General features: G+C 64.5%; 33 protein-coding genes and 1 tRNA gene. 15 read left to right on the plus strand and 19 right to left on the minus strand.

The window, feature by feature from the left end; all coding sequences use genetic code 11:
* Window positions 1-110 precede the first annotated feature (110 nt).
* A complete protein-coding gene (locus KRX52_RS17245; RefSeq protein ID WP_217682974.1) occupies window positions 111-929 on the plus strand; it encodes an extracellular solute-binding protein in 819 nt (272 codons plus the stop codon).
* Window positions 930-1,646: 717 nt separating this feature from the next.
* Here KRX52_RS17245 and KRX52_RS17250 read toward each other — a convergent pair.
* Both KRX52_RS17250 and KRX52_RS17255 read right to left on the minus strand, forming a co-directional pair.
* Entirely contained in the window at window positions 1,647-2,237 is a 591-nt protein-coding gene (locus tag KRX52_RS17250; protein WP_217682975.1) for a hypothetical protein, read from the minus strand.
* A gap of 108 nt (window positions 2,238-2,345) precedes the next feature.
* Window positions 2,346-3,179, minus strand: coding sequence for a CAP domain-containing protein (locus KRX52_RS17255; RefSeq protein WP_437439716.1), 834 nt, complete (start codon window positions 3,177-3,179; stop codon window positions 2,346-2,348).
* A gap of 169 nt (window positions 3,180-3,348) precedes the next feature.
* On the opposite strand from KRX52_RS17255, the gene KRX52_RS17260 reads away from it, so the two are divergent.
* Window positions 3,349-3,750: a hypothetical protein gene (locus tag KRX52_RS17260; RefSeq protein WP_217682977.1), complete on the plus strand. Its 402-nt coding sequence runs from the start codon at window positions 3,349-3,351 to the stop codon at window positions 3,748-3,750.
* Window positions 3,751-3,900: 150 nt separating this feature from the next.
* The gene (locus KRX52_RS17265; RefSeq protein WP_217682978.1) at window positions 3,901-5,895 is read left to right on the plus strand and encodes a peptidase U32 family protein; all 1,995 of its coding nucleotides are present in this window, start codon (window positions 3,901-3,903) and stop codon (window positions 5,893-5,895) included.
* Window positions 5,896-6,006: 111 nt separating this feature from the next.
* Here KRX52_RS17265 and KRX52_RS17270 read toward each other — a convergent pair.
* Both KRX52_RS17270 and KRX52_RS17275 read right to left on the minus strand, forming a co-directional pair.
* A tRNA-Met gene (locus KRX52_RS17270) sits at window positions 6,007-6,083 on the minus strand.
* Window positions 6,084-6,374: 291 nt separating this feature from the next.
* Window positions 6,375-6,587, minus strand: a complete 213-nt coding sequence (locus KRX52_RS17275) for a cold-shock protein (RefSeq protein WP_217682979.1) — start codon at window positions 6,585-6,587, stop codon at window positions 6,375-6,377.
* 611 nt (window positions 6,588-7,198) lie between these two features.
* On the opposite strand from KRX52_RS17275, the gene KRX52_RS17280 reads away from it, so the two are divergent.
* Window positions 7,199-7,483 carry a peptidylprolyl isomerase gene (locus KRX52_RS17280; protein WP_217682980.1) on the plus strand — a complete coding sequence of 95 codons (285 nt, stop codon included), beginning with the start codon at window positions 7,199-7,201 and terminating at the stop codon, window positions 7,481-7,483.
* A 74-nt stretch (window positions 7,484-7,557) separates the two neighbouring features.
* Here the strand turns inward: KRX52_RS17280 and KRX52_RS17285 are convergent, their stop codons facing one another.
* Both KRX52_RS17285 and KRX52_RS17290 read right to left on the minus strand, forming a co-directional pair.
* Window positions 7,558-7,839, minus strand: a complete 282-nt coding sequence (locus tag KRX52_RS17285; RefSeq protein WP_217682981.1) for a cell division protein ZapA — start codon at window positions 7,837-7,839, stop codon at window positions 7,558-7,560.
* On the minus strand, window positions 7,836-8,063 hold the full coding sequence (locus KRX52_RS17290) for a hypothetical protein (RefSeq protein WP_217682982.1): 228 nt from the start codon (window positions 8,061-8,063) through the stop codon (window positions 7,836-7,838). Before KRX52_RS17290 ends, KRX52_RS17285 begins: the two co-directional genes overlap by 4 nt.
* 442 nt (window positions 8,064-8,505) lie before the next feature.
* Here KRX52_RS17290 and KRX52_RS17295 point away from each other — a divergent pair, with 442 nt between their 5' ends.
* Window positions 8,506-9,204: a YebC/PmpR family DNA-binding transcriptional regulator gene (locus KRX52_RS17295; protein WP_217682983.1), complete on the plus strand. Its 699-nt coding sequence runs from the start codon at window positions 8,506-8,508 to the stop codon at window positions 9,202-9,204.
* Window positions 9,205-9,268: 64 nt separating this feature from the next.
* On the opposite strand, the gene KRX52_RS17300 is transcribed toward KRX52_RS17295, so the two are convergent.
* Both KRX52_RS17300 and KRX52_RS17305 read right to left on the minus strand, forming a co-directional pair.
* Complete coding sequence (locus KRX52_RS17300) at window positions 9,269-9,820, minus strand: hypothetical protein (RefSeq protein WP_217682984.1); 552 nt, start codon at window positions 9,818-9,820, stop codon at window positions 9,269-9,271.
* A 179-nt stretch (window positions 9,821-9,999) separates the two neighbouring features.
* Entirely contained in the window at window positions 10,000-10,716 is a 717-nt protein-coding gene (locus KRX52_RS17305; RefSeq protein ID WP_217682985.1) for a DUF2076 domain-containing protein, read from the minus strand.
* A 319-nt stretch (window positions 10,717-11,035) separates the two neighbouring features.
* Here KRX52_RS17305 and KRX52_RS17310 point away from each other — a divergent pair, with 319 nt between their 5' ends.
* Entirely contained in the window at window positions 11,036-11,380 is a 345-nt protein-coding gene (locus KRX52_RS17310; RefSeq protein ID WP_217682986.1) for a zinc ribbon domain-containing protein YjdM, read from the plus strand.
* 150 nt (window positions 11,381-11,530) lie between these two features.
* Window positions 11,531-11,965, plus strand: a complete 435-nt coding sequence (locus KRX52_RS17315; RefSeq protein ID WP_217682987.1) for a GNAT family N-acetyltransferase — start codon at window positions 11,531-11,533, stop codon at window positions 11,963-11,965.
* Between the two features lie 111 nt (window positions 11,966-12,076).
* On the opposite strand, the gene KRX52_RS17320 is transcribed toward KRX52_RS17315, so the two are convergent.
* From KRX52_RS17320 to KRX52_RS17335, 4 genes are read right to left on the minus strand one after another with little or no spacing between them, the layout of a single operon-like run.
* Entirely contained in the window at window positions 12,077-12,403 is a 327-nt protein-coding gene (locus KRX52_RS17320) for a hypothetical protein (protein WP_254797652.1), read from the minus strand.
* A gap of 41 nt (window positions 12,404-12,444) precedes the next feature.
* Complete coding sequence (locus KRX52_RS17325; protein WP_217682989.1) at window positions 12,445-12,888, minus strand: roadblock/LC7 domain-containing protein; 444 nt, start codon at window positions 12,886-12,888, stop codon at window positions 12,445-12,447.
* A 2-nt stretch (window positions 12,889-12,890) separates the two neighbouring features.
* On the minus strand, window positions 12,891-13,421 hold the full coding sequence (locus KRX52_RS17330) for a GTP-binding protein (RefSeq protein WP_217682990.1): 531 nt from the start codon (window positions 13,419-13,421) through the stop codon (window positions 12,891-12,893).
* Complete coding sequence (locus KRX52_RS17335) at window positions 13,421-14,278, minus strand: hypothetical protein (protein WP_217682991.1); 858 nt, start codon at window positions 14,276-14,278, stop codon at window positions 13,421-13,423. The genes KRX52_RS17330 and KRX52_RS17335 overlap by 1 nt, the downstream gene beginning before the upstream one ends.
* 345 nt (window positions 14,279-14,623) lie before the next feature.
* Between KRX52_RS17335 and KRX52_RS17340 the strand changes: the two genes are divergently transcribed.
* From KRX52_RS17340 to msrA, 5 genes are all read left to right on the plus strand, one after another.
* The gene (locus tag KRX52_RS17340) at window positions 14,624-14,860 is read left to right on the plus strand and encodes a hypothetical protein (protein ID WP_217682992.1); all 237 of its coding nucleotides are present in this window, start codon (window positions 14,624-14,626) and stop codon (window positions 14,858-14,860) included.
* Between the two features lie 108 nt (window positions 14,861-14,968).
* Window positions 14,969-15,361 carry a group II truncated hemoglobin gene (locus KRX52_RS17345; protein ID WP_217682993.1) on the plus strand — a complete coding sequence of 131 codons (393 nt, stop codon included), beginning with the start codon at window positions 14,969-14,971 and terminating at the stop codon, window positions 15,359-15,361.
* A 270-nt stretch (window positions 15,362-15,631) separates the two neighbouring features.
* Complete coding sequence (locus tag KRX52_RS17350; protein ID WP_217682994.1) at window positions 15,632-15,973, plus strand: hypothetical protein; 342 nt, start codon at window positions 15,632-15,634, stop codon at window positions 15,971-15,973.
* A gap of 198 nt (window positions 15,974-16,171) precedes the next feature.
* Window positions 16,172-16,693, plus strand: coding sequence for a peptide-methionine (R)-S-oxide reductase MsrB (gene msrB / locus KRX52_RS17355; protein WP_217682995.1), 522 nt, complete (start codon window positions 16,172-16,174; stop codon window positions 16,691-16,693).
* Between the two features lie 2 nt (window positions 16,694-16,695).
* A complete protein-coding gene (gene msrA / locus KRX52_RS17360) occupies window positions 16,696-17,358 on the plus strand; it encodes a peptide-methionine (S)-S-oxide reductase MsrA (RefSeq protein WP_254797653.1) in 663 nt (220 codons plus the stop codon).
* A gap of 66 nt (window positions 17,359-17,424) precedes the next feature.
* On the opposite strand, the gene KRX52_RS17365 is transcribed toward msrA, so the two are convergent.
* The gene (locus KRX52_RS17365; protein WP_217682997.1) at window positions 17,425-18,261 is read right to left on the minus strand and encodes a CvfB family protein; all 837 of its coding nucleotides are present in this window, start codon (window positions 18,259-18,261) and stop codon (window positions 17,425-17,427) included.
* A 410-nt stretch (window positions 18,262-18,671) separates the two neighbouring features.
* On the opposite strand from KRX52_RS17365, the gene KRX52_RS17370 reads away from it, so the two are divergent.
* The 3 genes from KRX52_RS17370 to KRX52_RS17380 all read left to right on the plus strand — a co-directional run bounded on the left by KRX52_RS17370 (window position 18,672) and on the right by KRX52_RS17380 (window position 20,219).
* Window positions 18,672-18,881 carry a cold-shock protein gene (locus KRX52_RS17370; protein WP_217682998.1) on the plus strand — a complete coding sequence of 70 codons (210 nt, stop codon included), beginning with the start codon at window positions 18,672-18,674 and terminating at the stop codon, window positions 18,879-18,881.
* Window positions 18,882-19,318: 437 nt separating this feature from the next.
* Window positions 19,319-19,504, plus strand: coding sequence for a PFL_1563 family small protein (locus tag KRX52_RS17375; RefSeq protein ID WP_217682999.1), 186 nt, complete (start codon window positions 19,319-19,321; stop codon window positions 19,502-19,504).
* A gap of 4 nt (window positions 19,505-19,508) precedes the next feature.
* Entirely contained in the window at window positions 19,509-20,219 is a 711-nt protein-coding gene (locus KRX52_RS17380) for an rRNA pseudouridine synthase (RefSeq protein ID WP_217683000.1), read from the plus strand.
* Window positions 20,220-20,303: 84 nt separating this feature from the next.
* Here the strand turns inward: KRX52_RS17380 and KRX52_RS17385 are convergent, their stop codons facing one another.
* The 6 genes from KRX52_RS17385 to lysS form a co-directional block, all read right to left on the minus strand.
* Entirely contained in the window at window positions 20,304-21,452 is a 1,149-nt protein-coding gene (locus KRX52_RS17385; protein WP_217683001.1) for a PQQ-dependent sugar dehydrogenase, read from the minus strand.
* Window positions 21,449-21,838, minus strand: coding sequence for a DUF488 domain-containing protein (locus tag KRX52_RS17390; RefSeq protein ID WP_217683002.1), 390 nt, complete (start codon window positions 21,836-21,838; stop codon window positions 21,449-21,451). The genes KRX52_RS17385 and KRX52_RS17390 overlap by 4 nt, the downstream gene beginning before the upstream one ends.
* Before the next feature lie 51 nt (window positions 21,839-21,889).
* Window positions 21,890-22,210: a PA3694 family proteiin gene (locus KRX52_RS17395; RefSeq protein ID WP_217683003.1), complete on the minus strand. Its 321-nt coding sequence runs from the start codon at window positions 22,208-22,210 to the stop codon at window positions 21,890-21,892.
* A gap of 55 nt (window positions 22,211-22,265) precedes the next feature.
* On the minus strand, window positions 22,266-23,558 hold the full coding sequence (locus tag KRX52_RS17400; protein ID WP_217683004.1) for a flavohemoglobin expression-modulating QEGLA motif protein: 1,293 nt from the start codon (window positions 23,556-23,558) through the stop codon (window positions 22,266-22,268).
* Window positions 23,559-23,570: 12 nt separating this feature from the next.
* Window positions 23,571-24,122 carry a hypothetical protein gene (locus KRX52_RS17405; protein ID WP_217683005.1) on the minus strand — a complete coding sequence of 184 codons (552 nt, stop codon included), beginning with the start codon at window positions 24,120-24,122 and terminating at the stop codon, window positions 23,571-23,573.
* A gap of 136 nt (window positions 24,123-24,258) precedes the next feature.
* Window positions 24,259-25,764: a lysine--tRNA ligase gene (gene lysS, locus KRX52_RS17410; protein ID WP_217683006.1), complete on the minus strand. Its 1,506-nt coding sequence runs from the start codon at window positions 25,762-25,764 to the stop codon at window positions 24,259-24,261.
* Window positions 25,765-25,786: the final 22 nt, after the last annotated feature.

Consider the following 25,786-nt stretch of genomic DNA (forward strand, 5'->3'; position numbering starts at 1 on the left):
AATGCCACCCTAGCGTCGCTGCGCTCCGACTGCCCGGCCGGATGGCCGTGGAACAGGTGGCCGGATGTGCGTGGAATGCCCGGCCGGATAAGCGTGGACTGGGTGGCCGGATGGCGTGGAATCCGCACTATGCCAGCGTCAGCCCTGACCTGCAGATCAAGATCTCGGCGATCCAGCAGGCTCATCGCTATGTGGTGCCCTACATGTGGGGGTCGGTCGGGCTCTTCGTCAACACCCAATTGGTTGCCCCCTTGTACGGGGGCGAGCTGCCGAACAGCTGGAGCCTGCTGTTCGAGCCACAACAGACGGCGCGCCTGTCGCCATGCGGCGTCAGCCTGCTGAATGCCCAAGAGGAGGTGTTTTCCATCTGGTCCGCCTACAAGGGGCGCAGCCTCGGCAGCAGCGGACCGAGCCGGATCGCCGCCGCAGCGCCGCTGATCCGCAATCCCGGCGTCCACATCGGCCCGCCGGAATTCTCCGCCTACATCGAGCAGATGCGCACCGGCAAGGTCTGCGCGGGCATGGCCTGGAGCGGCTTGGTCAATGCCGCCAACGACGACGGCAAGCTGCGCTACAGCATTCCCGCAGAAGGCAGCCTGCTGTTCATCGACAGCCTGGCGATCCCGGCGAATGCGCCGAACCCGGCGCTGGCCCATCGGTTCATCGACTTCATGCTTGCGCCGGAAAACGCCGTGCGCAATGCCCGTGCTATCCACTTCACGCCGAGCCTCGACCTGAGCCGCGAGGAGTATCGCAGCCTGCTGCCGAAACTCAGCGTCCCCAGCAAGGAAGAACTGCGCCGCCTGCACTTCCTCGAACCGATCACGGAAAAGCAGAAAGCCGCCATCGACGAGGGCTGGCAGCAGTACATCGTCAAGCACCGAGCAGAGCCACAGCCGCTGGCACCAAAGGGAAGAGAAGGAGGCTAGCGAACAACCCGCCCAGGCGCGCGGCCCGGAGTCCAGAAAGCACAAGGGGGAGCCATAGGCTCCCCCTTCGAATGGGTCATGCTTTGTTATTGTTGTGCTGACGGGCTTGTTGTTGTTTTTGGCTGCCCGTCCGGACAAAGGTCCGGTGCTGGCCCCAAGCCGGGACCTCAAGAGCAAACGTATTCCTTTGGACGCTGATATTGCCACTACCCTTGCGGGTTCAACCGGTGCTGGAGCTGCCTCGGGGCAGTTTTGTTGTTCTCGGTCCGGTCGAGGGAGAACCCTGTCGGGCAACTCCTCTCCAAAAGAATCTGTTTCCTGCGCCTCCACCCTGTTGTTTTTGTTGTGTCGGAGCCGTTACGTCTTGTTTTTATTGTGTTGGTTCAGCGTTGTTGTTTTTGTTATGCCATAGATAAAGCATGCGCCATGCCAACTTTTTAAAATCCTTTAAAATCAACAGCTTACATATTTTTCCAGTGACGGCGCGGGCGAAAAAGCCGGAAATCCGTTACCCACAACCTCAGGCAGCGTTACGCCGGACCGGAGCGGTAACATCTGCGCCACCGGCCTGCGAGCCGCTCGAACCGACATCAGGGCGTCGATCATCACCGCGCTGGTGTAGGCCAGGCTGCCGTCTCTGTGGCGATGGCCGACCAGGTGGACTGGCCGCACTGGTTTTCCTTGCGCAGGTAGACGAGAGCGAGGAGCCGGGGCGATTCAGCGTACGCGCTGCGCAGCGTCAACGATGTCGTAGCTGTAGGTACCGCTGGGGGTGTCCACCACGACCTCAATCACCTTGTCGCACTTGCCCACCGAGAAAATCGCCGCGTTGCCGTACCTGACGCGGATCGGGAGTTTCGGAGCCAGGTGCGAATCGGGATACGCCCTGACCTCGCAGTTGCCGCGATTGAGCGTCACACCGTCGATGGTGAGCAAATCCGTCTTGGCGCGAATCACCACCTTGCGCAAAGTGAGGCCATAGGGAGCGTCGACAACAAACTCGACGCTCATAGGGTCACTCTCAGGGATTTCGCTCTCAGCCGTTTCGTCTTCGTCGGCGGCGCCGTCATCGGACCCGCCATTGCCTTCCTCGACCTCGCCCGACTCGACCGCCGCCATCCATGCCCGCTCCTCATCGGTGAAGCCGTCAGCCTGTGCATCCGCGCCAGCAGCCATTGCAGCTTCCATTGCACTTCGCTGCTCCTGGCTCATACCGCGAGTGTCGATGATCGAGTCTGCTTGAGCCACCCCGCCGCACATCGACAACGCCAGGGCTGCGGCGCTGAGAAATTTCTTGTCCATGTCCATCTTTTCGTCCGTTCAGAATCATCGCCGCCGGGAGCAATGGCCCCAAGCATAGCGGTCGCAGGGAGTGTTTCCTGCCGTAATGGGTCGTGGCCCAGGCTGCGCGGGGGCTCACGGCGTCCCGAACAGCGCCGTCCAGTAGATCCCCGCATCGCTCTTCGGATCGGTCGCGTAAGCCGCGCCCAGTTCGCGGAACTGCGGGTTCATCAGGTTGGCGCAGTGCCCGGGGCTGGCCAGCCAACCGTCGACCACCTTGCGCGCGCTGTCCTGCCCGGCGGCGATGTTCTCGCCGACCTGCCGGCCGGTGTAGCCGGCCAGTTCCGCGCGGTCGCTGGGGATGCGGCCGTCGCGGTCCTTGTGGGCAAAGAAGTTGCCGTTGGCCATGGCCCGGCTGTGCGTCTCGGCCACCGTGCCCAGCACGGCGCTCCAGGCCAGCGGCGCCGCCGCGGCGAAGGGCTGGCCGCCGCACTGGCGCGACTGCGCGCGGACGGCGTTGATCTGTTCGAGCAGTTTCTGCCCTTCCGCCTGCCAGTCGCCCATGCGCCCGGCCAGCAGCGGCCGCGCCAGCACGATGCGCCAGTCGCGCCCCGCGCGACTGACACCGATGTCGACGAACTGCGGGTCCAGCACGACCTGGCAGAAGCTCGCCTGCAACATGGCGATGGCTGCCTGCGCGTCGCGCGGCCCGGACAGGCTGATCGCCTGGGCAGTTTCCATTTGATAGGTCGCGCGGCTCAGCGCCTGCTGCAAGTCCCCGACACTGCCGGTCGGCAGGATCAGCCGCGGATCGGCCGCCAGCGGCGGCAACTCCTCGGATACCTGGCCGGCGCAACGCTGCACCTGGGCCCGGTAGGCGTTGATCGACTCCAGCAACTGCGCCTCTTCGCTCGCCCCGGCCGCAGTGGCGAACAGCAAACCCAGCGACAACGCGGCAAGCCGCGTCATGTATGAAGCAATGTGCATGGCAACCTCCTTGATCCGATGGCCGCCATGATGCGCGATTGCCAGGCTTTTGCGCACGCCTGGCGGCGAGGACGGGACACAGAGCGTCCCGTTGAGGGCTGCAGGCCGCGCCATCTGTGCGCCCCGCGACGGGCCGGCTATGATCGAGGCCATGAACAGCCCAGCGCCGCTCCGCCAGCCCTGCCCGCCCGGTGTCTGCATTTGCAGGCACCGCGAGCTGCTGGACGATCCGCACGGTGATCGGCGCATCCTGCGGCTGACCCGCCACGAGGAAAAGCGTCTGCTCGAACGCCTGGAAAACCTGCAGAGCCTGGACGATCTGGAGCATCTGCAGCGGCGCATGTACGAACAGCTGGGCATTCGCCTGAGAGTCGCCCCCAGCCACAACGAAGTGCGCAGCATGCGCGGCATCGCCATCCAGCTCGCCGACCAACCCGGCCTGTGCCGCAAGACCCGCCGCACGATCCCGGCAGCGATCCGCCGCGCCCTCGAGAGCCGCCCGGAAATCGCCTACCGCCTGCTCGATGCCAACGACCTGCTGCGCGACGCCTGAACGAATCAGCCCGCACACAAGGCGGCGCCGTAGCTCCTTCCGCGCTGAGGGCGGCGCAAGGCCAGGTCACCCGCACGTCACACGAATGATCAAAAACCTCCCAAGCCGCTACAATACGAGGTTTGCTTCATAGCGCTCATGAGCCTGTCCATGTCATCACCCAAGCACCATCTGGAACTGCTGAGCCCCGCGCGGGATGTGTCCATTGCCAAGGAAGCCATTCTGCATGGCGCCGATGCCGTGTATATCGGCGGCCCCAGCTTTGGTGCGCGGCACAATGCCGGCAACAGCGTGGCGGAAATTGCCGAACTGGTGGAGTTTGCCCATCTGTTCCATGCCAAGGTATTTGTCACCCTCAATACCATCCTGCATGACGACGAACTGGAACCGGCCCGCCAGCTGATCTGGCAACTCTACGACGCCGGCATCGATGTGCTGATCGTGCAGGACATGGGCATCCTCGAGATGGACCTGCCGCCCATCGAGCTGCATGCCAGTACGCAGACCGATATCCGCACCCTGGAAAAGGCCAAGTTCCTCTCCGACGCGGGCTTCTCCCAACTGGTGCTGGCGCGCGAGCTCAATCTGCAGGAAATCCGCGCGATCAGCCAGCAGGTCGACGCCACCATCGAGTTCTTCATCCATGGCGCCCTGTGCGTGGCGTTCTCGGGGCAGTGCAACATTTCCCACGCGCAGACCGGGCGCAGCGCCAACCGTGGCGACTGCTCGCAGGCCTGCCGCCTGCCGTACACCCTGAAGGACGATCAGGGCCGGGTGGTGGCCTACGACAAGCACCTGCTGTCGATGAAGGACAACAACCAGACGGACAACCTGCTGGATCTGGTCGATGCCGGCGTGCGCTCGTTCAAGATCGAGGGCCGCTACAAGGATGTGAGCTACGTGAAGAACATCACGGCGCACTACCGCCAGCAACTGGACCGGATCCTCGACGTGCGCCCCGAGCTGGCCCGCGCCTCCAGCGGCTTCACCGAGCACTTCTTCGTGCCCAACACGGAAAAGACCTTCCACCGTGGCAGCACGGATTACTTCGTCAGCGAGCGCAAGATCGATATCGGCGCCTTCGAGTCGCCGAAGTTCGTCGGCCTGCCGGTGGGCGAGATCGTCAAGGTCGGCAAGCATGACTTCACCGCCAACACCAGCGAACCACTGAGCAACGGCGATGGTCTGAACGTGCTGGTCAAGCGCGAAGTGGTGGGCTTCCGTGCCAACATCGTCGAGCCGCTCGGCCAGTTCGAGGAGGACGGCCAGCCCCGCTGGCAGTACCGCGTGGTGCCCAACGAGATGCCGGCGGAACTGAAGCAGCTGCGCCCGCAGCACGTGCTGAACCGCAACCTGGACCACAACTGGCAACAGGCGCTGCTGAAAACCTCGGCCGAGCGCCGCGTGGCGGTCAGCTGGCAGGCCCGGCTGAGCGAGGAACAGCTCACCCTGAGCGTGACCAGCGAGGAAGGCATCAGCGCCTCGGCCAGCCTGGCCGGGCCGTTCGGTCCGGCGAAGAACCCGCAGCAGGCGCACGAGCAGCTGCGCGACACGCTGAGCAAGCTGGGCACCACCATCTACCACGCACAGGACGTGCAGATCGACGCACCGCAGGCGTTGTTCGTGCCCAACTCGCAGCTCAAGGCCCTGCGTCGCGAAGCCATCGACGCGCTGACCACCGCGCGCGTTGCCGCCCATCCGCGCGGCAGCCGCAAGCCAGTCAGCGTGCCGCCGCCGGTGTATCCGGAGTCGCACCTGACCTTCCTGGCCAACGTGTACAACGAGAAGGCGCGCGCCTTCTATCACCGCTATGGCGTGCAGCTGATCGACGCGGCCTACGAGGCCCACGAGGAGGCCGGCGAAGTGCCGGTGATGATCACCAAGCACTGCCTGCGCTTCTCCTTCAACCTGTGTCCCAAACAGGCCAAGGGCGTCACCGGCGTGCGCACCAAGGTCGCACCGATGCAGCTGGTGCATCAGGACGAGGTGCTGACCCTGAAGTTCGACTGCAAGCCGTGCGAGATGCACATCATCGGAAAGATGAAGGGTCATATCCTCAACCTGCCGCAGCCCGGCAGCGCCGCCAGCATCGTCGGCCACATCAGCCCAGAGGATCTGCTCAAGACCATCAGGCACAAGCACTGATGGCCGCCTTGACGGCCTCTCCTTGCAGAAGGAGAGGCCGTATCCACCGTTGCCGGCACGAATCACGCGCACAAAAAAAGGCCACTCGATTGAGTGGCCTTTTTCGAAAACTGGTTGCGGGAGCAGGATTTGAACCTACGACCTTCGGGTTATGAGCCCGACGAGCTACCAGACTGCTCCATCCCGCGCCGATCATTCTACTGAAATAAACGAAGCAGTCAATCTATTTTTGATATTCAATAAATCCAGTCAATGAGCAAACCGAGGCACCGCAGCAGCCGAGCGCCGTTTCGTCCCACTGCAAGCAGACTTTTACGGGATTCTCAGGGGCCGACCCTGCCTTGCCCCCCATCATGAACAGCCGGGCAGGTTGCCACGAGGACAGCAGAATTCAGCGGTTTTTTGTCCGGCGCTGGTCGCCATGATTTTCCAGACGAAAAAAAGCCCCGCAATGCGGGGCTTTTTCTGGATCAGGCGTCTTAGTTGACTTGAACCTGATCGGCCTGCATCCCTTTCTGGCCTTTGGTAGGCACGAAGGAGACGGATTGGCCTTCGCTCAGGCTTTTGAAGCCTGTGCTTTCGATTGAGCGGTAGTGGACGAAAAGGTCAGCACTGCCGTCAGCCGGAGTGATGAAGCCGAAGCCTTTTTCATCGTTGAACCATTTTACGGTGCCATTTTGACGACCAGACATGATGTATCTCCAAGGTAAAATAAGACTGCGACACTGAAACATTCAGGCCGAGACTGAGAAGCGAAGAGCAAAACGAACCAAGGAGATGAGGCGTTGAAGCATCAAGCTGAGTATCGAAGTGACAATTGCGAAGCAGTGGAGCCAATGTACTCCGTTTATTGAAAATGTATAGATTTATTTTCAGACCCTGGAAAAACAATAATTACCCATCAAATATAAATTATTAAAACAATCACACAAGCCTTTGATTTCAAAAGGGCATTACTTGGGGTTTACGAAATAATCGGAGCTTTTTTGAAAAAGCGATTTCCGCAGGCCATGGCACCAAACGCCCGATGCAGGAGCCTTGGGCAGCATCCGGCGAGCGGCTTAAGAGAGCGCATCTCACCGACGTGAAGTCCCTTCCCAACGTGCGGCCAGCGCGCGATCTCGACAGCCCGCTGGCAGCGTGATGCGAAGCCTTCCCGGCTACACCCTTGCCGGAATGGAAGCCCCCAGCCTCCGCACAGGGCGCGCCAACACCGGCTCAGCCATGCCGCGGTCCTGCCAGCGCTTGAATCGCTCTCTGATTCCGGTAGGCTCAGTGGCTTCTTTGTAAGGAGTAATCCCCCATGGCCAAAAAAGCCACTGCTCGTCACATCCTGGTTGCCAGCGAAGCCAAGTGCCTCGAGCTGAAAGCCGCCATCGAAGCCGGCGCCGATTTTGCGCAGGTTGCCAAGGACAACTCGACCTGCCCGTCCAGCCGTCAGGGTGGCGACCTCGGCTCGTTCGGTCCGGGCCAGATGGTCAAGGAGTTCGACACCGTGGTGTTCAGCGCCCCGATCAATGTCGTACAAGGCCCGGTGAAAACCCAGTTTGGCTACCACCTGCTGGAAGTCACCAGCCGCCAGGACTGATACGGATCTACGCAAAAAGGGCTGCCCTACGGCAGCCCTTTTTCTTTGCCCATCAAAACCCGGCAGGGCTGGCGCTAGCCCTGCAACTGCCGGTTGATGCGCTCCACGCTGGCGGCCAGACGCTCCTGCACTTCGCGCAGTTGCTCATCCTGTCTGAGCAGCGGGACGCACAGGTTCAGCGCCGTCAGCACCAGCAGTTCGTGAATGCCGGCACCGGGAAAGCGCTGCTGGTTATCGTCGAGACGCTCGTTCAGCAAGGCGGCGGCTTGCTGCAAGACCCGCTCCTCGCTGGCGGGCGCCTTGATCGAGTAATCGCGCCCGAGGATGTTCAGGACACGGACGCCATTCTCCTTCATGCGGCGTTACTGGCACCGGCACGCTGTACCAGCGCCTGCAGACGGGCCAGCGTGGCGCCCTGCTGCTCTTCCTGCTCGAGCGCGGCCATTTGCAGGGCGTCGTTCTCTTCCCGGGCCTGCTGCAGCTGTTGCTCGAGCTGCTGGCAGTTGGCGGTCAGGGTCTGGTTCTGTTGCAGCAGTTCTGCCACAAGGCCTTCAAGTTGCGCGAGGGTTGCTTCAAGCATGGGAACTGTCCGGAGCTCGTGAAAGGGGGGCGAAGGATAGATAAAAGCACCAGCCCCGACAACCACGCACCGCCCAGCGTTGCCGCCTAGCCTCACGCCCAGGCTGAACTGCAAATCCTTGATCTATGCTCCCTGCGCCACCACCAAAACGGGAGGGCTCCCCATGGGTCTGTTCAGCAAGATTCTCGATGTCCTCGGTTTCGGCTCGGAAGCACAGGCTACCGAAGCAACGCCCCGGAACGCAGCCACGCGCAGCCCCAGGAGTCCATGGCCGGTCACCCGTCAGGGCGCCGCCTGATCGCGGCTTCACGCCGAACGGGAGAGTCCCATCCGCCCCGGCTTGATCCCCGACAGGTGCCGCCAGGCCGCCAAGTCGCTAGAATCGCCCTCTTCCCGTTCCCGGGCCCGCCCGGGACTCAACCGTCGCAGCGAGAGAACCGATATGGGCGCCCAGTGGAAAGCCAAACCGAAAGAAGCCGCCGCCAATGCCAGGGGCAAGATCTTCGGCAAGCTTGTGAAGGAAATCATGATTGCCGCGCGCAACGGCGCCGACCCGGACATGAACCCCAAGCTGCGTCTGGCGGTGCATCAGGCCAAGAAGGCGTCGATGCCCAAGGAGACCCTGGAGCGCGCGATCAAGAAGGGCGCGGGGCTGTCCGGCGAGGTTGTCCACTACGAGCGCACCCTGTATGAAGGCTTCGCCCCGCATCAGGTTCCGGTGATCGTCGAGTGCCTGACCGACAACGTGAACCGCACCGTGGCAGAAATCCGCGTGCTGTTCCGCAAGGGCCAGATGGGCACTTCCGGCTCGGTGAGCTGGGACTTCGACCACCTGGGCATGATCGAAGCGACTCCGGAAGGCGGCGCTGATCCGGAACTGGCGGCCATCGAGGCCGGCGCCCAGGACTTCGAGCCGTCCGAGGAAGGCGCCACCCTGTTCTATACCGACCCGACCGACCTGGACGCGGTGTGCAAGGCGCTGCCCGAGTTCGGCTTCACCGTGCAATCGGCCCAACTGGGCTACAAGGCGAAGAATCCGGTGAGTCTGTCGGGCGCCGAACTCGAGGAAGTCGAAGCCTTCCTCGACGCTCTCGACAACCACGACGACGTGCAGAACGTGTACGTCGGTCTGGCTGGCTGAGTCCAGCTCCGCCCGAACAGGGACTCGGGGCGTGTCGCCATGCGCAGACACGCCCTGCCCCGCCTCAGTATTTACCCATCTCGATGATCTGCTCGCCCAGCAGGCGTGATTGCTCGCCGGCGGCCTTGGCCTTGTAGACGGCCTTCACCGTGGCGTAGTAGCGGTGCCCACGCCCACCCGAGCAGGGCGGCAGGTAGGCGCCGCCATTGCCACGCAGCCAGCCCTGGTGTTCCTTTTCAACGAACATGCCCACTGGCAGTTCGAGGCTCTCGCCCGCCACCGACGGAATGGTGATGCTCGACGGCGCGCCAGACAGCCACAGCCCGATCTTGCCGTGGCCACCGTGGTCCATGAGGAAGTAACTGCGATCGCTGAACTCGACGACGAGGGCGTTGGCGCCGCTCGGGATGTTGCTCACCAGTAGCCGTGGCGTCGAACCATGGCCGCCAGCCCAGCGGCAGCGCTGCCCGGCGGGGACGGTCTGACCATCCCAGGCTGGGTCGGCAAAGGCCACCTGCAGCCGGGTTGGGCTTTCCACCGGCGCATAGTTCGATGACGCGCAACCACCAAGCAGGGCAGCGCCGGCCAGGGCCAGCGCGATCGACATCTTGTTCATTGACCTTCCTCAAGAGCTCGCCCCGAACGATCGGTGCAGGCGCTGCGCTGCGGGGCCGTCAGGCAGCACGACGGCGCATGCTGCCATGCCGGCCCGGGACAGCTCCAGAGCCGGACATGCACATTGCTCGCCCGCACCTGTCAGGCGCGCAGGCAGTCTCTCGAGGAACGCAGCAGCGATCAGACGAAGTCTTCGTCGTCGCCACCGAAGAAACCACCTTCATCACCACCGCCGAAGAAGCCGCTGTCGGCATAGTTCTCTTCCGGGGCGACCGGCTCTTCCATGGCCGCTGGCTGCTCTGCCGGTTCGGCCGGGGCCTGCTCGGCGACCTTTTCCGCCTCGTCGCCCTGGAACATGTCCATCAGCATGTTGCCCAGCACCATGCCGCCGGCCACGCCGGCCGCGGTCTGCAGCGCGCCAGAGAGGAAGCCGCCGGACTGCGGGGCATGCGCGCCGCGCTGGCCGAAACCGGGCTGCTGGCCGAAGCGCGCCGGCTGACCGAAGCCACTCTGGCTGCTGGCGGCCGGCTCATGCCAACCCGAGCGTGCCGGCTGCGCCGCCGCCGGGGTAGTGGCGGGTTGCTGCGGCTGGCTACGACCAGCACCGCCGAACAGCCCGGAGAGGAAGCCGCCGCTGCTCTGCTGCGGCGCGCTCTGCTGGCTGCGCTTGAGGGTTTCGATCTGCGCTTCCAGTTCCTTGACGCGACCATCCAGCTGCTGGATGGCCTGTTCCTGCACGACGATCGCCTGGGCCATGTAGTAGGGCGCCGCCGGCTGGCGGGCGATGTGCCCGTTGATCAGCGCCTCGGCCTCGGCCTCGCGCGGCGCGGACTGGCTTTCAGCGTCGCGCAGGCGGGAAAACAGGCCATCGATCAGGTTTTTCTCTTCAGCGTGCATGCTTGTCTCTTCAGTGGGTTGCCGCAAGGAAGCCCATCTTCGGAACCCGCTCGGGGGATGTCAAAATCCAGCTATTGCAAGAGTTGTCCTCGCCCCCCACGGAGCTGGCCAGGCGCACGGGCGCCCCGGCCGACCAGCGACCATACCCCCGCGGTCGACAGCCACATGACCGATCATCATGCGCAGGGAATGCCCGGCAGGCTGGAGAAACATCCGCCGCCCGCCCAAAACTCGCGTTTTCTGCCGCGCGGCGCTCCTCGAAGGACACAAAACCTTATATAATTCGCGGACTCTTACCGATCGAACATGAGGATCATTCATGAGCACGCTGCCACCCTGCCCCAAATGCGGTTCCGAATACACCTACGAGGACGGCGTGCAGCTGGTCTGCCCGGAGTGCGCCCATGAGTGGTCCGCCGATGCCGCCGCCGAAGCCCCGGCCGAAGGCGAAAAGGTGATCAAGGATTCGGTCGGCAACGTCCTGCAGGATGGCGACACCATCACCGTGATCAAGGACCTGAAGGTCAAGGGCTCGTCGCTGGTGGTCAAGGTCGGCACCAAGGTCAAGGGCATCCGCCTGTGCGACGGCGACCATGACATCGACTGCAAGATCGATGGCATCGGCGCGATGAAGCTCAAGTCGGAGTTCGTTCGCAAGGTCTGAGCCGCGGGGGTTGCCGCGCATCCGCTCGGCAACCCGCCTGTCACCCGGCACAGCATCCGTACGGTGCCGGGCTCTCCGCCCCCTCCGCTTCTTCGCCTTGCCGTCGCGCGCCAGTCGGCTGGGTACACGCTTGCCGGCAGGATCAGCACGATGAACGAACTCCACTTCGGCCTACTCGCCCCGGCGCTCCAGCCCCTGCTGGGCAAGTTCTACCGCGCCCACCGCTCGCCGATGCGCGCGCCCCCAGAGGCGCAGACCTGGGTGGTGCGGCAGACGGAAATCCTCGGCGCACTGAACCTGAGTCCGGTGGGCGGCGGTCACTGGCTGACCGGCCTGCTGGTGGCACCCGCGCAGCGTCGCCAGGGCCTGGCCAGCCGACTGATCGAGCACGCCCTGGCCCAGACGCCGGGACCGGTGTGGCTGTTCTGCCATCCGCAGCTTGCCGACTTCTATACAGGCCTGGGCTTCACGCTCGCGGCGGAGCTGCCTGCACCTCTGGCGGAGCGCCTGGCACGCTACCGACAGCACAAGACGCTGATCGCGCTGGCCCGCCACGCCACCCTGCACCAGAGCACGGTCGGCTGAGCCGGCATTGATTGGGAGGGAGCGGCACCCTGGTCGGGCGCATGGCGCAGCGGGATCGCGGCGCCGGGCAGGAGAACCTGCTGCCCGGGACCGGGCAGCAGGTCTGCAACGTCAGACTTCGAGCGAGTCGCCGACGTCGACCAGCTTGCGGCGGGCCAGGGCGAGGTTGGCCTTGGACTTGTCCAGCACGTAGTAGGCGAACAGATCCTTGGCCTTCGCCAGCGGGCGGATCAGGTGGTATTGCTTGCCCAGGGTGATCAGGATGTCGTCGATGCTGTCTTCCAGACCGAGCATCTGCATGGTCTTGACCTTGCTGCGCACCACCTCGGTGTTGCCGCCAGCCGCCAGTTCCAGATCGATGCCGCCGCCAGCCGAACCCAGCAGCATGCCGCTGCTGTAGTCGACCACGGCGCAGGCCAGGGCACCTTCAACGGTCATGAGTTGATCCAGGCTGTCTTTGATAGCTGTCATTGCTTTACTCACAGGTTGCTCGCCGGGCGATTGCCCAGCGCGTTCAGGGATTCGCTCAGTCGTTTGGCCGCATGTTTGACGGCCCACTGGGCATAGCCGTAGTTGGCTTCTTCGCCGGTCACCACCAACAGCACCATGGGCGTGATGACGTTGGGGACCTGCCGACACAGCACCAGCCCCTGCACGGACTCGATCACTGTGCCTTCCAGCGCCCCCAGGGCCAGCTCCTGGACGATGCGCTGACTCAAGGCCCCGAGCGCCGCGCCCATCGCGGTGATGCGCCGGCTTTCCTGTGCCTCCAGATTGAGGCTGGCCAGCGGGAAACCGTCACTCGAGGCGACGATGGCTACGCGCACCCCCTCGGTGGTGGCCGCCAAGTCGGTAAGCTGCTGCTGGCAGAGGGCCCTCAGCAGGGGCTGCTTGGCTTCGGGTGCGTCAACTGGGATGCTCATGTTCAGGTCCACGCGTTCACTTCGGCATTGGCAATCAGGGTTTCGATCAGCAACAGCACATCGGTCTTGCGCCGCACATCGGCGGCGAACACCGGCAGGGCCAGCTGCCGTGCACCCAGGGCTTCGCGGTACGGCTGCAGGGCCTGGCCTGGCGTCGCACCGGCACGACCGACCGCCACCACCAGCGCACCACGCGCGCTCAGCTCCGGGAAGGCATCGAGGTAGTCGAGCAGGTCCTGGCGCGCCTGCGGCCGCTCGTGGTTGAGCAGCAGAACGGCACCCAGCGCGCCCTCGGCGAGGATCGACCACATGAAGTCGAAGCGATCCTGGCCGGGGATGCCATACAGGGCAACCATGTCGTCCTCGAGCTGGATCTCGCCGTAGTCCATGGCCACCGTGGTGGTCGGCTTGTCGCACTGCGCGGTGTCGGTGTTGAGCACATCGGTGGCGATCGGCGCCACGTCGCTGACGGCGGCAATGGCGGTGGTTTTTCCGGCGCCCATGGGGCCGATGAAGATGATCTTGGCCGGCATTAGCGTTTCCTTCCGAAACCGATTCCCAGACGCTCGCGCAGGCGCTGCAACAGGCCGCCGGCGGGAGGTGTGACATGCTCGGGCGCTGCGGGCGGCGTCTTGTCGTAGTTCATGGTCACGCCGACCTGGCAGAGTTCGCAGCCCAGCAGGAAGCCCCTGACTGTCGCCTCGTCGGCTCCCGCCAGCCGGCAGCCACTGGCGATGCTGGCCGGCTGGCGCGTGTAGAACGCGGCCAGGCGAAGCAGCGGCGGAGAAACGGCCCATTCGTCGAAGTGCGGCCAGGCCGACAGGCGGAACAGCAGGCTCTGCGCATTCCAGTTGCGTCCAGCCTGCACACCACTGCGCAGGGCCAGCGCCCAGATCACGCTTTTCAGCGAGGCCTGGAAAGGCTCGGCATCACCGTTGCCCGGCGGCAGGTCGAGATGCAGCGCAGCCGCGAGGTCGAGCTGCGAGCTCTGGAGCAGATCGAGCAGTTCGTCGAGGCTGGCGACCGAGGCCTGCAGGCGATCCTGGCGCGGCTGCAGGACGATGCGCTGCCCGCCGATGTCGAGCCAGCCGTCCTGCTTCAGGTCGGCCAGCTGCTCAGCGGCACAGGCTTGACTGGCGCTGCGCACCTTGAGGCGCTTTTCAGCATCGAGCAGCAACTCGAGCAGCGCGAACATGCGCGGCGGCCATTCGAGGTGGAGATCTCCGCTCCGACTCGGGCGACTGCCGGCCTGGGCCCGCAGGCCACTGCCGGTGGCAAGGTCCAGCCCCGGCTCGCGCACGATCAACAGGTCCGCATCCGGGGCTTCCCCCAGGTACAACCACGGCGCAGCCGTCCGGCCGGCAAGGATTTTCAATTGTTGCGCAAGCAATCCCTGCTCGTGCGCGTTAAGGCCGATAGATGCGAGTCGCATGGTTATTGTTTTGACTTAAGTCAAGTTGATAGCGAATTGATGTAATCGTATCACGCAACAATTACATTTTGACGCAACGATCTGAAAAACCGCCAAACAAAAGTCAACCGGCAAATGGTCTTACCAAATTCATGCTTAAGGTCAATAAATAGTCGACCGAAATCCGTTTACGCAATCACATCCAGCCCGGCACATGCCATCCGGCCAAGCTTCAATGCCTGGGCGTCTATGCAGGTATAATGCGCAGCACGTGCGCCGATGCTTGGCGATCTAGAACCCCTCAACCGCTATTTCGGATACACCATGACGTCGAAACCCATTGCCCCCGAGGCCGACTGCGCCGAGCAGCCGCAACAGGACCAGGCCAGCGAAGCTCCCCAGGCCGCTGTTCCGGCTTTCCGCTTCCCCTTCTCGGCCAAAACCTATGCGCCCAAGAAGAACGACGGACAACCCTTGCACCCTGGCAACGGCAAGAGCAATCACGACAAGCGCCCGGGCGCGGCTCCCAGGGGCACCCGCAAGTCGATGGGCAAGCGCTGAAACCAGCGTCGCGCCCGCCGGGCGGAAGTCGACTTGCTGATCTGGATCAAGTCCCAGCCGTCGCACTCGGGCAGCATCAAGTCTTTTCGCAACACGACGGAGAGCCGCATGAACACTCCCTATCAACTGCTGGGCGGAGAGGATGGCGTTCGCCGTCTGTGCGACGCTTTCTACGACTGCATGGACAGCCTGCCCGAAGCCGCGGACATTCGCCGCATGCACGGCGAGGATCTCTCCGCAATCCGCCAGAAGCTGTTCGAGTACCTGTCCGGCTGGCTAGGCGGCCCTCACCTCTATGCGCAGAAGTACGGCTCGATCTGCATGACCGGCCCGCACCGCCCCTACGCCATCGGCCCGAAGGAGCGTGACCAGTGGCTGCTGTGCATGGATCGCGCCCTGGAGCAGGTCGGTGCTAGCGATGAAGTGAAAGCCATGCTCAAGGGACCGCTGCAGGGCATCGCCGACATGATCCGCAACCGCGACACCTCCGCACCGGCCTGAAACACCAGCCGACGGGCGAGGCCCGGCACGCCAGCCAGCCTCCCCCGCCCGCACTGTCACGATAAGTTCATGAAATTGCAGGCTTTTTGACGATCCAAGTCAATAAAAGCCTGCCTTGCGCCTCCTAAGCTGATCCCCAGTCGCAGCAATTCCGCCCGGCATGCCGGCAGCGGAGCGCCACGCAACTCGCATCGCTCAGCCATCACGTTGACCGCCTGCACTCCAACCAGGAAAGCGACGGCTCAACGTCATCGACAAGGAAGGCACGCCATGAATACGCTCAAGCTCACCACTCTCGGCATCCTGCTGGCCGCACTGGGCGGTTACGCCGGCACAGCCCTGGCCGGCAATGGCATCGAGGGCACCTTCGACATGACCACCGAGGCCATGGGCGTGAAGGTGCGGAGCACCACCGTCGAACTGACGCCGGAGTTCATCCGTGAGGGCGACAGCAAACTGGCCATCGCCACCTGGGAGCACAAGGACGGCTACGTCACTGCCCGCGACAAGAACGGCGGCACGCTGCTGCACGCCCGCATCGAGGATGGCGGCGACACCCTGATCCAGGAGATCGAGGGCATCGGCACCGCCACCTTCACCCGCATCGACTGAGGCCGCATCGGCCGCGCGGCCCGTTTGCAGGTCGCGGAACTGGCGCGGGATCGTGTTGCTCTCGATCCTGCGCCGCCGGGTGCACAGAACAACCGTATGTCGCCTGACGGCATAATCCGTCACCACCAGTAGCCACACCGGCAACACTTGACGGCGGGAACTGTCCAATCTTCGCATACCCCTTCTCGGGAGCCGGCGATGAACAGACGCATCCTGCTGCAGGCCCTGGCCTGCTTGCCTGCCGCAACACTGCTGGAGTTCGGCGCATATCCTGCGCAGGCAGCCGCGCCGGGCACCCCGACAGTGACCCCGCTCGACAAGCCGCCCGCCGCCTGGCGCGCCGTGCTGACGCCAGCGGCCTACCGAGTGCTGTTCGAGGGCGCCACCGAACCGTCCGGAAGCAGCCCGCTTGACGACGAACACCGCGACGGCACCTTCGTCTGCGCCGCCTGCTACCTGCCGCTGTTCGACAGTCGGCACAAGTACGACAGCGGCACCGGCTGGCCCAGCTTCACCCAGCCGATCGCCGGACACGTTGGGCGCAAGCGCGACTTCCGCCTGATCTGGCCGCGAACCGAATATCACTGCGCGCGCTGCGGCGGCCACCAGGGCCATCTGTTCGACGACGGCCCGCCGCCACGCGGCGAGCGCTGGTGCAACAATGGCGTGGCACTGCGCTTCGTGCCACGCGCCGACCCCTTGCCCGAACTGAGGAGTTAATGATGAGCCGCGCGATTGCGTATCCAGCGCTGCCGGATGGCCTGCGCCGCGGCTTGCTGGCGCTGCTGCTGGCCACCAGCGCCGTGACCGGCATGCCGCATGCCGACGCGGCGGAGAACAGCGCCACGACCGACGACCAGGCCGCCACGGCGATCTTCGCCGGCGGCTGCTTCTGGTGCATGGAGTCAGACTTCGACAAGGTGCCGGGCGTGCTGTCCACCACCTCCGGCTATACCGGCGGCACCCTGGCCAATCCGAGCTACGAGCAGGTATCGGCGGGGCACAGCCGCCATGTCGAGGCGCTGCTGGTGCGCTTCGATCCGACGCAGACCAGCTATGCCAAGCTGCTGGACGCCTACTGGCCGAATATCGACCCACTGACCGCCACCGGGCAGTTCTGCGACATTGGCTCGCAGTACCGCAGCGCGATCTTCTACCGCACGCCCGAGCAGCAACGCCTGGCCGAAGCGTCGAAAGTGGCGCTGCAGGCTTCCGGGCGCTTTGCCAAGCCGATCGTCACCGAGATCCTGCCCGCCGGCACCTTCTACCCCGCCGAGGAGTACCACCAGGACTACTACCGGAAGAACCCGCTGCGCTATTACTACTACCGCACCACCTGCGGACGCGATGCGCGCCTGCAGGAGCTCTGGGGCAAGCGCCCCTGACTTCGCACAGCGCGGGAGGACGCCGCCGGCACGCGGACATCGGCCGCGTGCCGGATCACCTTCGGCTCAGCGCAGCTCGATGCGCTCGTCGAGGATGACGATCAACCCCTGCTTGTACAGGGCGCCGATGGCCTTCTTGAAGTTGCCCTTGCTTACGCCGAACAGGCGGCTGATCACTTCCGGCGGGCTCTTGTCGCTCAGCGCCAGGCTGCCGCCCTCGGCGCGCAGCTTGGCGAGGATCTGCTCGCCGAGGCTGTCGGCCGCCACCTTGCCGATCGGCTGCAGGCTAAGGCTGATCTTGCCGTCCGCCCGCACCTCGCGGATGTAACCGCTTTCCTGCATGCCCGGACGGAGGAACTTGAACAGCTCGTTCTTGTGGATCAGGCCCCAGTGCTTGCCGTTGACGATCGCCTTGAAGCCGAGGTCGGTACGCTCGACCACCAGCAGCTCGACGGCCTGCCCCGGTTGGTAGTTGGGCGGGATCTTGTCCAGATAGCGGTCCAGCCGTGCGGTGGCGGTGATGCGCCGGGTGCGCGCATCGAGATAGACGTGCACCACGCAGTAGTCGCCGACCTGCAGCGGGCGTTTTTCCTCGGAGTGCGGCAGGAACAGGTCCTTGGGCAGCCCCCAATCGAGGAACAGGCCGACATGACTGATCTCAACTACCTTGAGGCTGGCGAAACCGCCGACCTGCACCTTGGGCGTCTGCGTGGTGGCGATGATGCGGTCTTCGCTGTCCAGGTAGACGAACACGTTGAGCCAGTCGCCGATCTCGCACGGCTCGCCCTTGGGCACATAGCGTTTGGGCAGGAGGATTTCGCCGTCCGGGCCGCCGTCCAGATAGAGGCCGAAGTCGGTGTGCTTGACCACCTGCAGAGAATTGAACCGCCCGATCAGTGCCATGTCGCTTACCTTGGATTGCCAGAGGCAGCATTCTAGCCGAGAACGGCCGGCGAATTGCGGGCACACGCGAGGCAAGCGGCGGCGTATTCGCATGGCTTCCCGACGGACGCAGCGGGCCGCGGCCAGGCCGTACCGAGATAGCTATCTTGTTGATTGAAAAGACGATTTACAGGCTGCCGCATTCCCCACAAGGACGCCCGACGCCACACGGGTACAAGGGGCCAAAAAGCCGGCCGTAGAAAGAATTTGCACCGGACGAAATTACCGTTTAGGTTATCGACCACTGTGCTGCAGCGTCATGGTTTAGATCTTGATTCATTCAAATTTCAGCTTTCCTGGCTCCTTGCACTCAGTTCCGACTCCGGGCAGTTCCGGTGTCGCAGTCAAAACTGTTGCTCAAGGAGACTTTTATGTCTAATCGCCAAACCGGTACCGTCAAGTGGTTCAACGATGAGAAAGGCTTCGGCTTCATCACCCCGCAGAGCGGTCCGGACGTGTTCGTTCACTTCCGCGCCATCAAGGCCGACGGCTTCAAGACCCTGAAGGAAGGCCAGGCTGTTTCCTTCCTGGTTGTCCAGGGCCAGAAAGGTCTGCAGGCTGACGAAGTCCAGATCGTCTGATCTGACTTTCCAGTCTGAACAAAAGCCCCGCTTCGTGCGGGGCTTTTGCATTTCCGGGGTTCAGCCGAATGCCCCCTCGGCTCCCCCCTGCGCGGTCCCGCCATGTCGCTGAAGCTCACCATCGTCGACCAGACGCCCGTCCACGGCGACCGCCCGGCCCGCGAGGCGCTCAACAGCTCGGTCGGGCCAGTGGCTAGCTGGGCTAGTACCGCGACAAACCGGGACGGGTCACCGTCACCCACAGCTTCGCAAGCCGCCTGAACAGCTATCGCCTGCTGGCCCGGAAGCGCTGAGGCGGCCGGGGAGAAATGGCCATTTCGCGATTTTCCCTGCCTATTTCCCGACAGATACTTTCCTGATTTCGTCAAGCTGCGCAAAAAATGACCGTCGATGCTGTACAATGGTGAGTCCTTTCATCTTCAGGCAGGAGAATCACCATGCAAAGCAAACCCAGCGCCTCCAAACAGAAGGTTGCCCCCGTTCCCTCCGCCGAAGCCCGTCTCGCGCTCGAAGAGCAGATGGCCGCCTTCCTCAAGTCCGGCGGTGAAGTTCAGCAGATCCCCCGTGGTGTCAGCGGCCAGGTCTACGGCAGCTCGCGTCAGATCACCATTGGCAAGAAGTGATTCCATGAGCGACCCGGTCCGTCTGTCCAAACGCCTCGCCGAACAGCTGCCCTGCTCGCGCCGCGAAGCCGAGCTGTATATCGAGGGCGGCTGGGTCACGGTGGATGGCCAGGTGGTCGAGGAGCCGCAGTTCAAGGTGCAGGCGCAGACCATCGCCCTGCGCGAAGGCGCCAAGGCGGAACCCCAGCCGCCGATCACCCTGATCCTGCACAAGCCGGCCGACCTGGACAGCGAGCATGCCTGCGAGTTGCTGAGCGCTGCCAGCCGCGCCGCGGACGATCCCTCGGGCGTGCATCTGCTGCAGCGTCACCTGCAGCGCCTGAGCGTGCCGCTGCCGCTGGAGCCCGAGGTTTCCGGCCTGCTGGTACTGACCCAGACCTGGGGCGTGATCCGCAAGCTGACCGACGACTTCAGCAAGATCGAGCAGGAATACATCGTCGACGTCGTCGGCACGCTGACGCCGGAGCAGCTCAAGCAGCTGCAGTTCGGCCTGAGCTACCGGGGCCGCCCGCTGACACCGTGCAAGGTCAGTTGGCAGAGCGAAACCCGCCTGCGCTTCGCCCTCAAGGCACCGCAGCCGGGGCAGATCGCCCACGTATGCCGTACCGTCGGCCTGCAGGTGCTCAGCATCCGCCGCATCCGCATCGGCCGTGTGGCCATGGCCAAGCTGCAACCCGGCCAGTGGCGCTACCTCGGCGGCAACGAGCGGTTCTGACCCCAGCGCCTGCAAGGTGGGACACTCGCCCGGCGAGTTCCCACCAGCAACGGAGGCCAGGACCGCCATTGACCCACCGCTGCATCACGGCGCCGCCAACCCCACCCGCAGCAGCTTGCCATCCCGCGCGTCGGTGAGCACATATACCCAGCCGTCCGGCCCCGCCCGCACGTCGCGGATGCGCGCATTCAGCGACTCCAGCAAACGCTCCTCGCCCACCACCCTGTCACCGTCAAGGCTCAGGCGGATCAGCGCCTGGCCAGCCAGCGCGCCTACGAACAGGCTGTGGCGCCATGCCGGAAAACGCGCGCTGTCATAGAAAGCCATGCCGCTGATCGCCGGCGACTTTTTCCAGACGTACCAGGGCGCTTCGGTGCCGGGCGCCCGCTCGCCCTGTGCCTCGGGAATCGGCAACAGGCTGTAGTTGATGCCATGGGTGGCCAGCGGCCAGCCATAGTTACGCCCCGGCCGGGGAAGGTTGATTTCATCGCCACCGCGCGGCCCATGCTCGTGGATCCATAGCTGCCCTGTCCACGGATTGAGCGCCGCGCCCTGCGGGTTACGATGGCCATAGGACCAGATTTCCGCCCGCGCACCAGCCTTGCCGATGAAGGGGTTGTCCGTGGGAATGCGCCCATCCGCATGCAGGCGCACCACCTTGCCCTGCAGCTTGCCGAGATCCTGGGCCGTGGCGCGCTGGTTGTTCTCGCCCAGGGTGACGAACAGATAGCCGGCCCGGTCGAACACCAACCGCGAACCGAAATGGGCGCCAGTGGAGAGCTTGGGCTGCTGGCGGAAGATCACCCAGAAATCCTCCAGCGCGCGCAGGTCGGCAGACAGCCGCCCCCGACCGACCGCCGTACCGGCGTAGCCGTCCTGCCCCGCCTCGGCATAGCTCAGGTAGACGAGGCGATCCTCGGCAAACTGCGGCGACAGGGCGACATCCAGCAGGCCGCCCTGCCCCTGGGCGTAGACCGGCGGCACTCCGGCCAGCGATGCCGACAGCACGCCCTCAGCAGACACCCGGCGCAGACGGCCGGGGCGCTCGGTCACCAGCATGCCCTGCCCGTCCGGCAGGAAGGCCAGCGCCCAGGGATGCTCCAGCCCGCCGACCAGCTCGTGCAGCTCCAGCGGGCCGTGCGCAGTGCCCAGCGCTGGCGCGGCCGGCGCCGCCTGCAGCAGGCAGGCGCACAGCAGGAGCGCACAGCCGCGCAGCCAGGCCAGCAGTCTCATCGGGACTCTTCCGCGGCGCAATCGCCAGGCGCCGGCAAGGCCAGTTGCTCGTCGAGGAACTCGGCCAGCACCCGGGCGTTGTTCAACTGCTCGTCGTGCGCGGCATACAGCAGGGTCAGCGTGCCGTGGCGAGCCCGCTCCAGCAGCGGCCGCCACTGCGTCGGCAGCGTCGCCAGCTCGTCACGGTAGGCGCAGCGGAACTCGGCGAAATGCTCGGGATCATGAGCGAAGGCCTGGCGCAGCGCATTCGACGGCGCCAGCTCGCGCAGCCAGGCATCCAACTGCAGGCCGGCCTTGCTACAACCGCGCGGCCACAAGCGGTCGACCAGCACGCGGAAACCGTCTTCCGGCATGGCCGGCAGATACACGCGCTTGCAGACAATCATCGTCCCCACCCTCGCGATCACCTCGTCCGGGCAAGGATAGACCGACGAACCTCACTCGGCCTGCGGCGTCTCCTCGCCCACGCAACGCACGGCGCGCTTCTGGCTGTCTACCAGCACCCCGGTCAGGCCCTTCTGGTTGACGTCGAACAGCACCAGCACGCCATCGATGCAGTGGGCGACCTGGTCGGCGGGCTTGAGGGAAACCTTGTAGTCCTCGCCGGGGACGGTCTTGAGCATGGTGTAGTCGCTCAGCAACAGCGCGTCCTCGGGCTTGGCGAAGTGCAGATAGCCGTAAAAACCGAGCAGCGCGACAGTCGCAGCGACGCTGCCGACGGCGGTGAGGATCAGCGGGATGGGGTTGCGTTCGCTCATGCGGGTATCCGGAAAGTCAGCAAAGGGGGATTCCAGAGACGAGCCCTGCGGCCCGTCAGAGGATGTTGGCGTAGTCGGCCTCGACGCGGTCCAGGCTCAGGTGGTTGAGGAAGTTGGAGAAGCACATCCACGCCGACAGCGCGTTGAGGTCGCTGAACTGCGGCGGCAAGTACTTGGGCGGCACCACCAGCCCCTCGTCAACCAGTTGGCGCAGGGTGCGCATGTCTTCCAGGGTGGCCTTGCCGCAGAACAGCAGCGGAATCTGCTCCAGCTTGCCCTTGCGCACCGCGAGCTGGATGTAGTTGTAGATCAGGATGAAGCCCTTGAGGTAGGACAGGTCCTTGGTGAACGGCAGGCCGTCCGGGGTCGAGCCGCGGAATACGCGGATGGTGTTGGAGTAGCCCTCCTCCGCCGTGTAGCCCTGATCGCGGTAGAACTGGAAGATCTGCAGGAAGTCCGCGCCTTCCTCGGCCATGTGGATGGCACGGGTGCGGTTGGTCAGTTTGCGCAGCCGGGTTGGATAGGAGGTGAAGGCGATCACCTCCATGAGAATGGCCAGGCCTTCCTGGGTGATGGTCGAGGACGGCGGCCCCTTGGCCAGGAAGGTACAGACCGGCTGATTGAGGCCGTTGAGGGTGGTGCCGACATGCACCAGCCCCTCGTGCACCGCCAGGGCGCGGATGTCGCGCTGGTTGAACAGCGCATCGGCGCGGATCTTGATGTAGTCGGCGCCGGCCGCGGCATCGGCGAGGATGCCGTCGGACTCGAACACCCGCACCACCGCCTCGTCGCCGAACACGCCATTGAGCTGGCCCTGCAGCAGCGCGACCGCCTCGCTGGCATTCAGCGTCTTCGGTTCGTCCTTCAGCTCGCTGCGGCCGGCGATGTTGTCCAGGTAGGTGGAGAACATCACGCCGAGATCAGCCAGGGTCGGGTCGCCGGCATGGAAGGCGTCGGAGGCCGAGCCGTACAGCTCCTGGGAGATCAGTCCGAAGTCCGCGGTACCGCGCGCCTCGAGCATGCGGATGACCATGCGGTATTCCTTGCACATGCGCCGCATGATCTGCCCGACCGGACTGAACTGGCCGAGCTGGCGAGTGATGTCGCGCTCGATCTGCTGGAACTGTTGCTTCTTCTGGTCGGCATCGAAGGACAGCGGCCGGTTCTGGTAGTAGGCCCGATCCACCGCCGGCAGCTTGCTGCCGCGGGACTTGAGAAAGTCCGCGCGAATGCCGTCGTCCCACTTGATCGCGTCGAGTACGCGGATCGGCGTCTGCGCCTCGACCAGGCGGTCGGAAAGCGCCCGGATGGTCTGCCGGTACTCGGTATTCGCCTTGCTGCGGCTCATCGCCCCGTCCTGTTACTCGGTGACCCGCACAAAGCGGGCGACCTCGCTGAACACATCGCTGTTGGCCTGATCGTCGAGGAACGCGTAGACCTTGGGCAGCGCACTGGCGATCAGCACGCCGTCACCCTCCTCGGTATCGACCGTCTTGCCCTCCAGCTCACCGCTGGCCAGGGCCTCCTGCAGTTGCTCGATATCCAGACTGTAGAGCACCAGCTCGTCGTCATCGGTCAGCTCGAAGCCGCCAAAGGCAAAGTTGCCACCCAGGCGCTCGGGAGCCGGCACCGACAGGTACCAGCGGCGGCCGTGATGGGCCACGGTGAAATCGTAGCTGCGCGCCTTGTCGCGATTGGCCATGCTCTCGCGCCAGGCCAGCGCCTGGTAGCCACCGTCGGGTTTGCGGGTGATCGCGAGGAAACGCTCCTCGCCCCACTCGTCCTCGCCGGACCAGGTGCCAAGCAGATGTTTCGGCGCCGTCTCGCCCGCCGGGATCGGCTCCTTGAAGGTGGCCAGACAGCCGCCCAGCAGCAGGAAGGACAGGACAACAAGCACACGCACGGCGTTCATGGAGCACTCCTTATTCCAACGGGCATTTTCCGCTGCCGGCAGGGGCAGCCACGGGGAGCACGCAGCGAGTGGTGCCCCTTGCCGCATTCGAGCACGGCAAGGGGCACCTGACTCAAGGTGATTTCACAGCAGCAGCTTATTGCTCCGCACGCATGTGCGGGAACAGGATCACGTCGCGGATCGACGGCGCATTGGTCAGCAGCATGACCAGGCGGTCGATGCCGATGCCTTCGCCGGCAGTCGGCGGCATGCCGTATTCGAGGGCGCGCACGAAGTCGGCGTCGAAGTGCATGGCCTCGTCGTCACCGGCATCCTTGTCGCGCACCTGGGCATGGAAGCGCTCGGCCTGGTCCTCGGCGTCGTTCAGCTCGGAGTAGGCGTTGGCGATCTCGCGGCCACCGATGAACAGCTCGAAGCGGTCGGTGACGCTCGGATCCGCGTCGTTGCGGCGCGCCAGCGGCGACACTTCGAACGGATACTTGGTGATGAAGGTCGGCTGCTCCAGCTTGTGCTCGACCAGCTCCTCGAAAATCATCACCTGCAGCTTGCCCAGCCCTTCGAAGCCGAGCACTTTGGCGCCGGCCTTCTTGGCGATGGCGCGGGCAGTGTCGATGTCCTGCAGGTCGGCCGCGGAGATATCCGGGTTGTACTTGAGGATCGAGTCGAACACCGACAGACGGGCGAACGGCTCGCCGAAGTGGAACAGCTTGTCGCCGTAGGGCACGTCGGTGCTGCCGAGCACGCTCTGGGCCAGCTCGCGGAACAGTTCCTCGGTGAGGTCCATGTTGTCTTCGTAGTCGGCGTAGGCGTGGTAGAACTCGAGCATGGTGAACTCGGGGTTGTGCCGGGTCGACACGCCCTCGTTGCGGAAGTTGCGGTTGATCTCGAAGACCTTCTCGAAGCCGCCAACCACCAGGCGCTTGAGGTACAGCTCCGGCGCGATGCGCAGGAACATCGGCATGTCCAGCGCGTTGTGGTGGGTCTCGAACGGCTTGGCCGCAGCGCCGCCGGGGATGGTCTGCAGCATCGGGGTTTCCACTTCGAGGAAACCGCGGTCGTTGAGGAAGCGGCGGATGTGGGCGATCACCTGGGAACGCACGCGGAAGGTGTCGCGCACCTCCTCGTTGACGATCAGGTCGACGTAGCGCTGCCGGTAGCGGGTCTCGGTGTCGGTCAGACCGTGGAACTTGTCCGGCAGCGGACGCAGCGACTTGGTCAGCAGGCGCACGTCCTGCATGTCGACGTACAGGTCGCCCTTGCCGGAGCGGGCCAGCACGCCGCTGACGCCGACGATGTCACCCAGGTCCCAGTGCTTGATCGCCTCGAGGGTCTCGGCCGCCAGGGTCTTGCGGTTGACGTACAGCTGGATGCGCCCGCTGGTGTCCTGGATGACCATGAACGCGCCGCGGTTGAGCATGATCCGCCCGGCCACGCTGACCTTGATCTGCTGCGCTTCCAGCTCTTCCTTGCCGGCCTCGGCGTACTGCTTCTGCAGGTCGCCCGCCTGGCTGTCGCGGCGGAAGTCGTTGGGGAAGGGAATCGCCTGGCTCTCGCGCAGGGCGGCAAGCTTTTCCTTGCGCTGGGCAATCAGCTTGTTCTCTTCCTCGTGGAGGGCGTGCTCGTTCAGCGGTTGTTCGCTCATGGTCGTCGTTCTTCCAAATTTG

This window comes from Geopseudomonas aromaticivorans, from assembly GCF_019097855.1.
In the GTDB taxonomy this organism is placed as follows: Bacteria; Pseudomonadota; Gammaproteobacteria; order Pseudomonadales; family Pseudomonadaceae; genus Geopseudomonas; species Geopseudomonas aromaticivorans.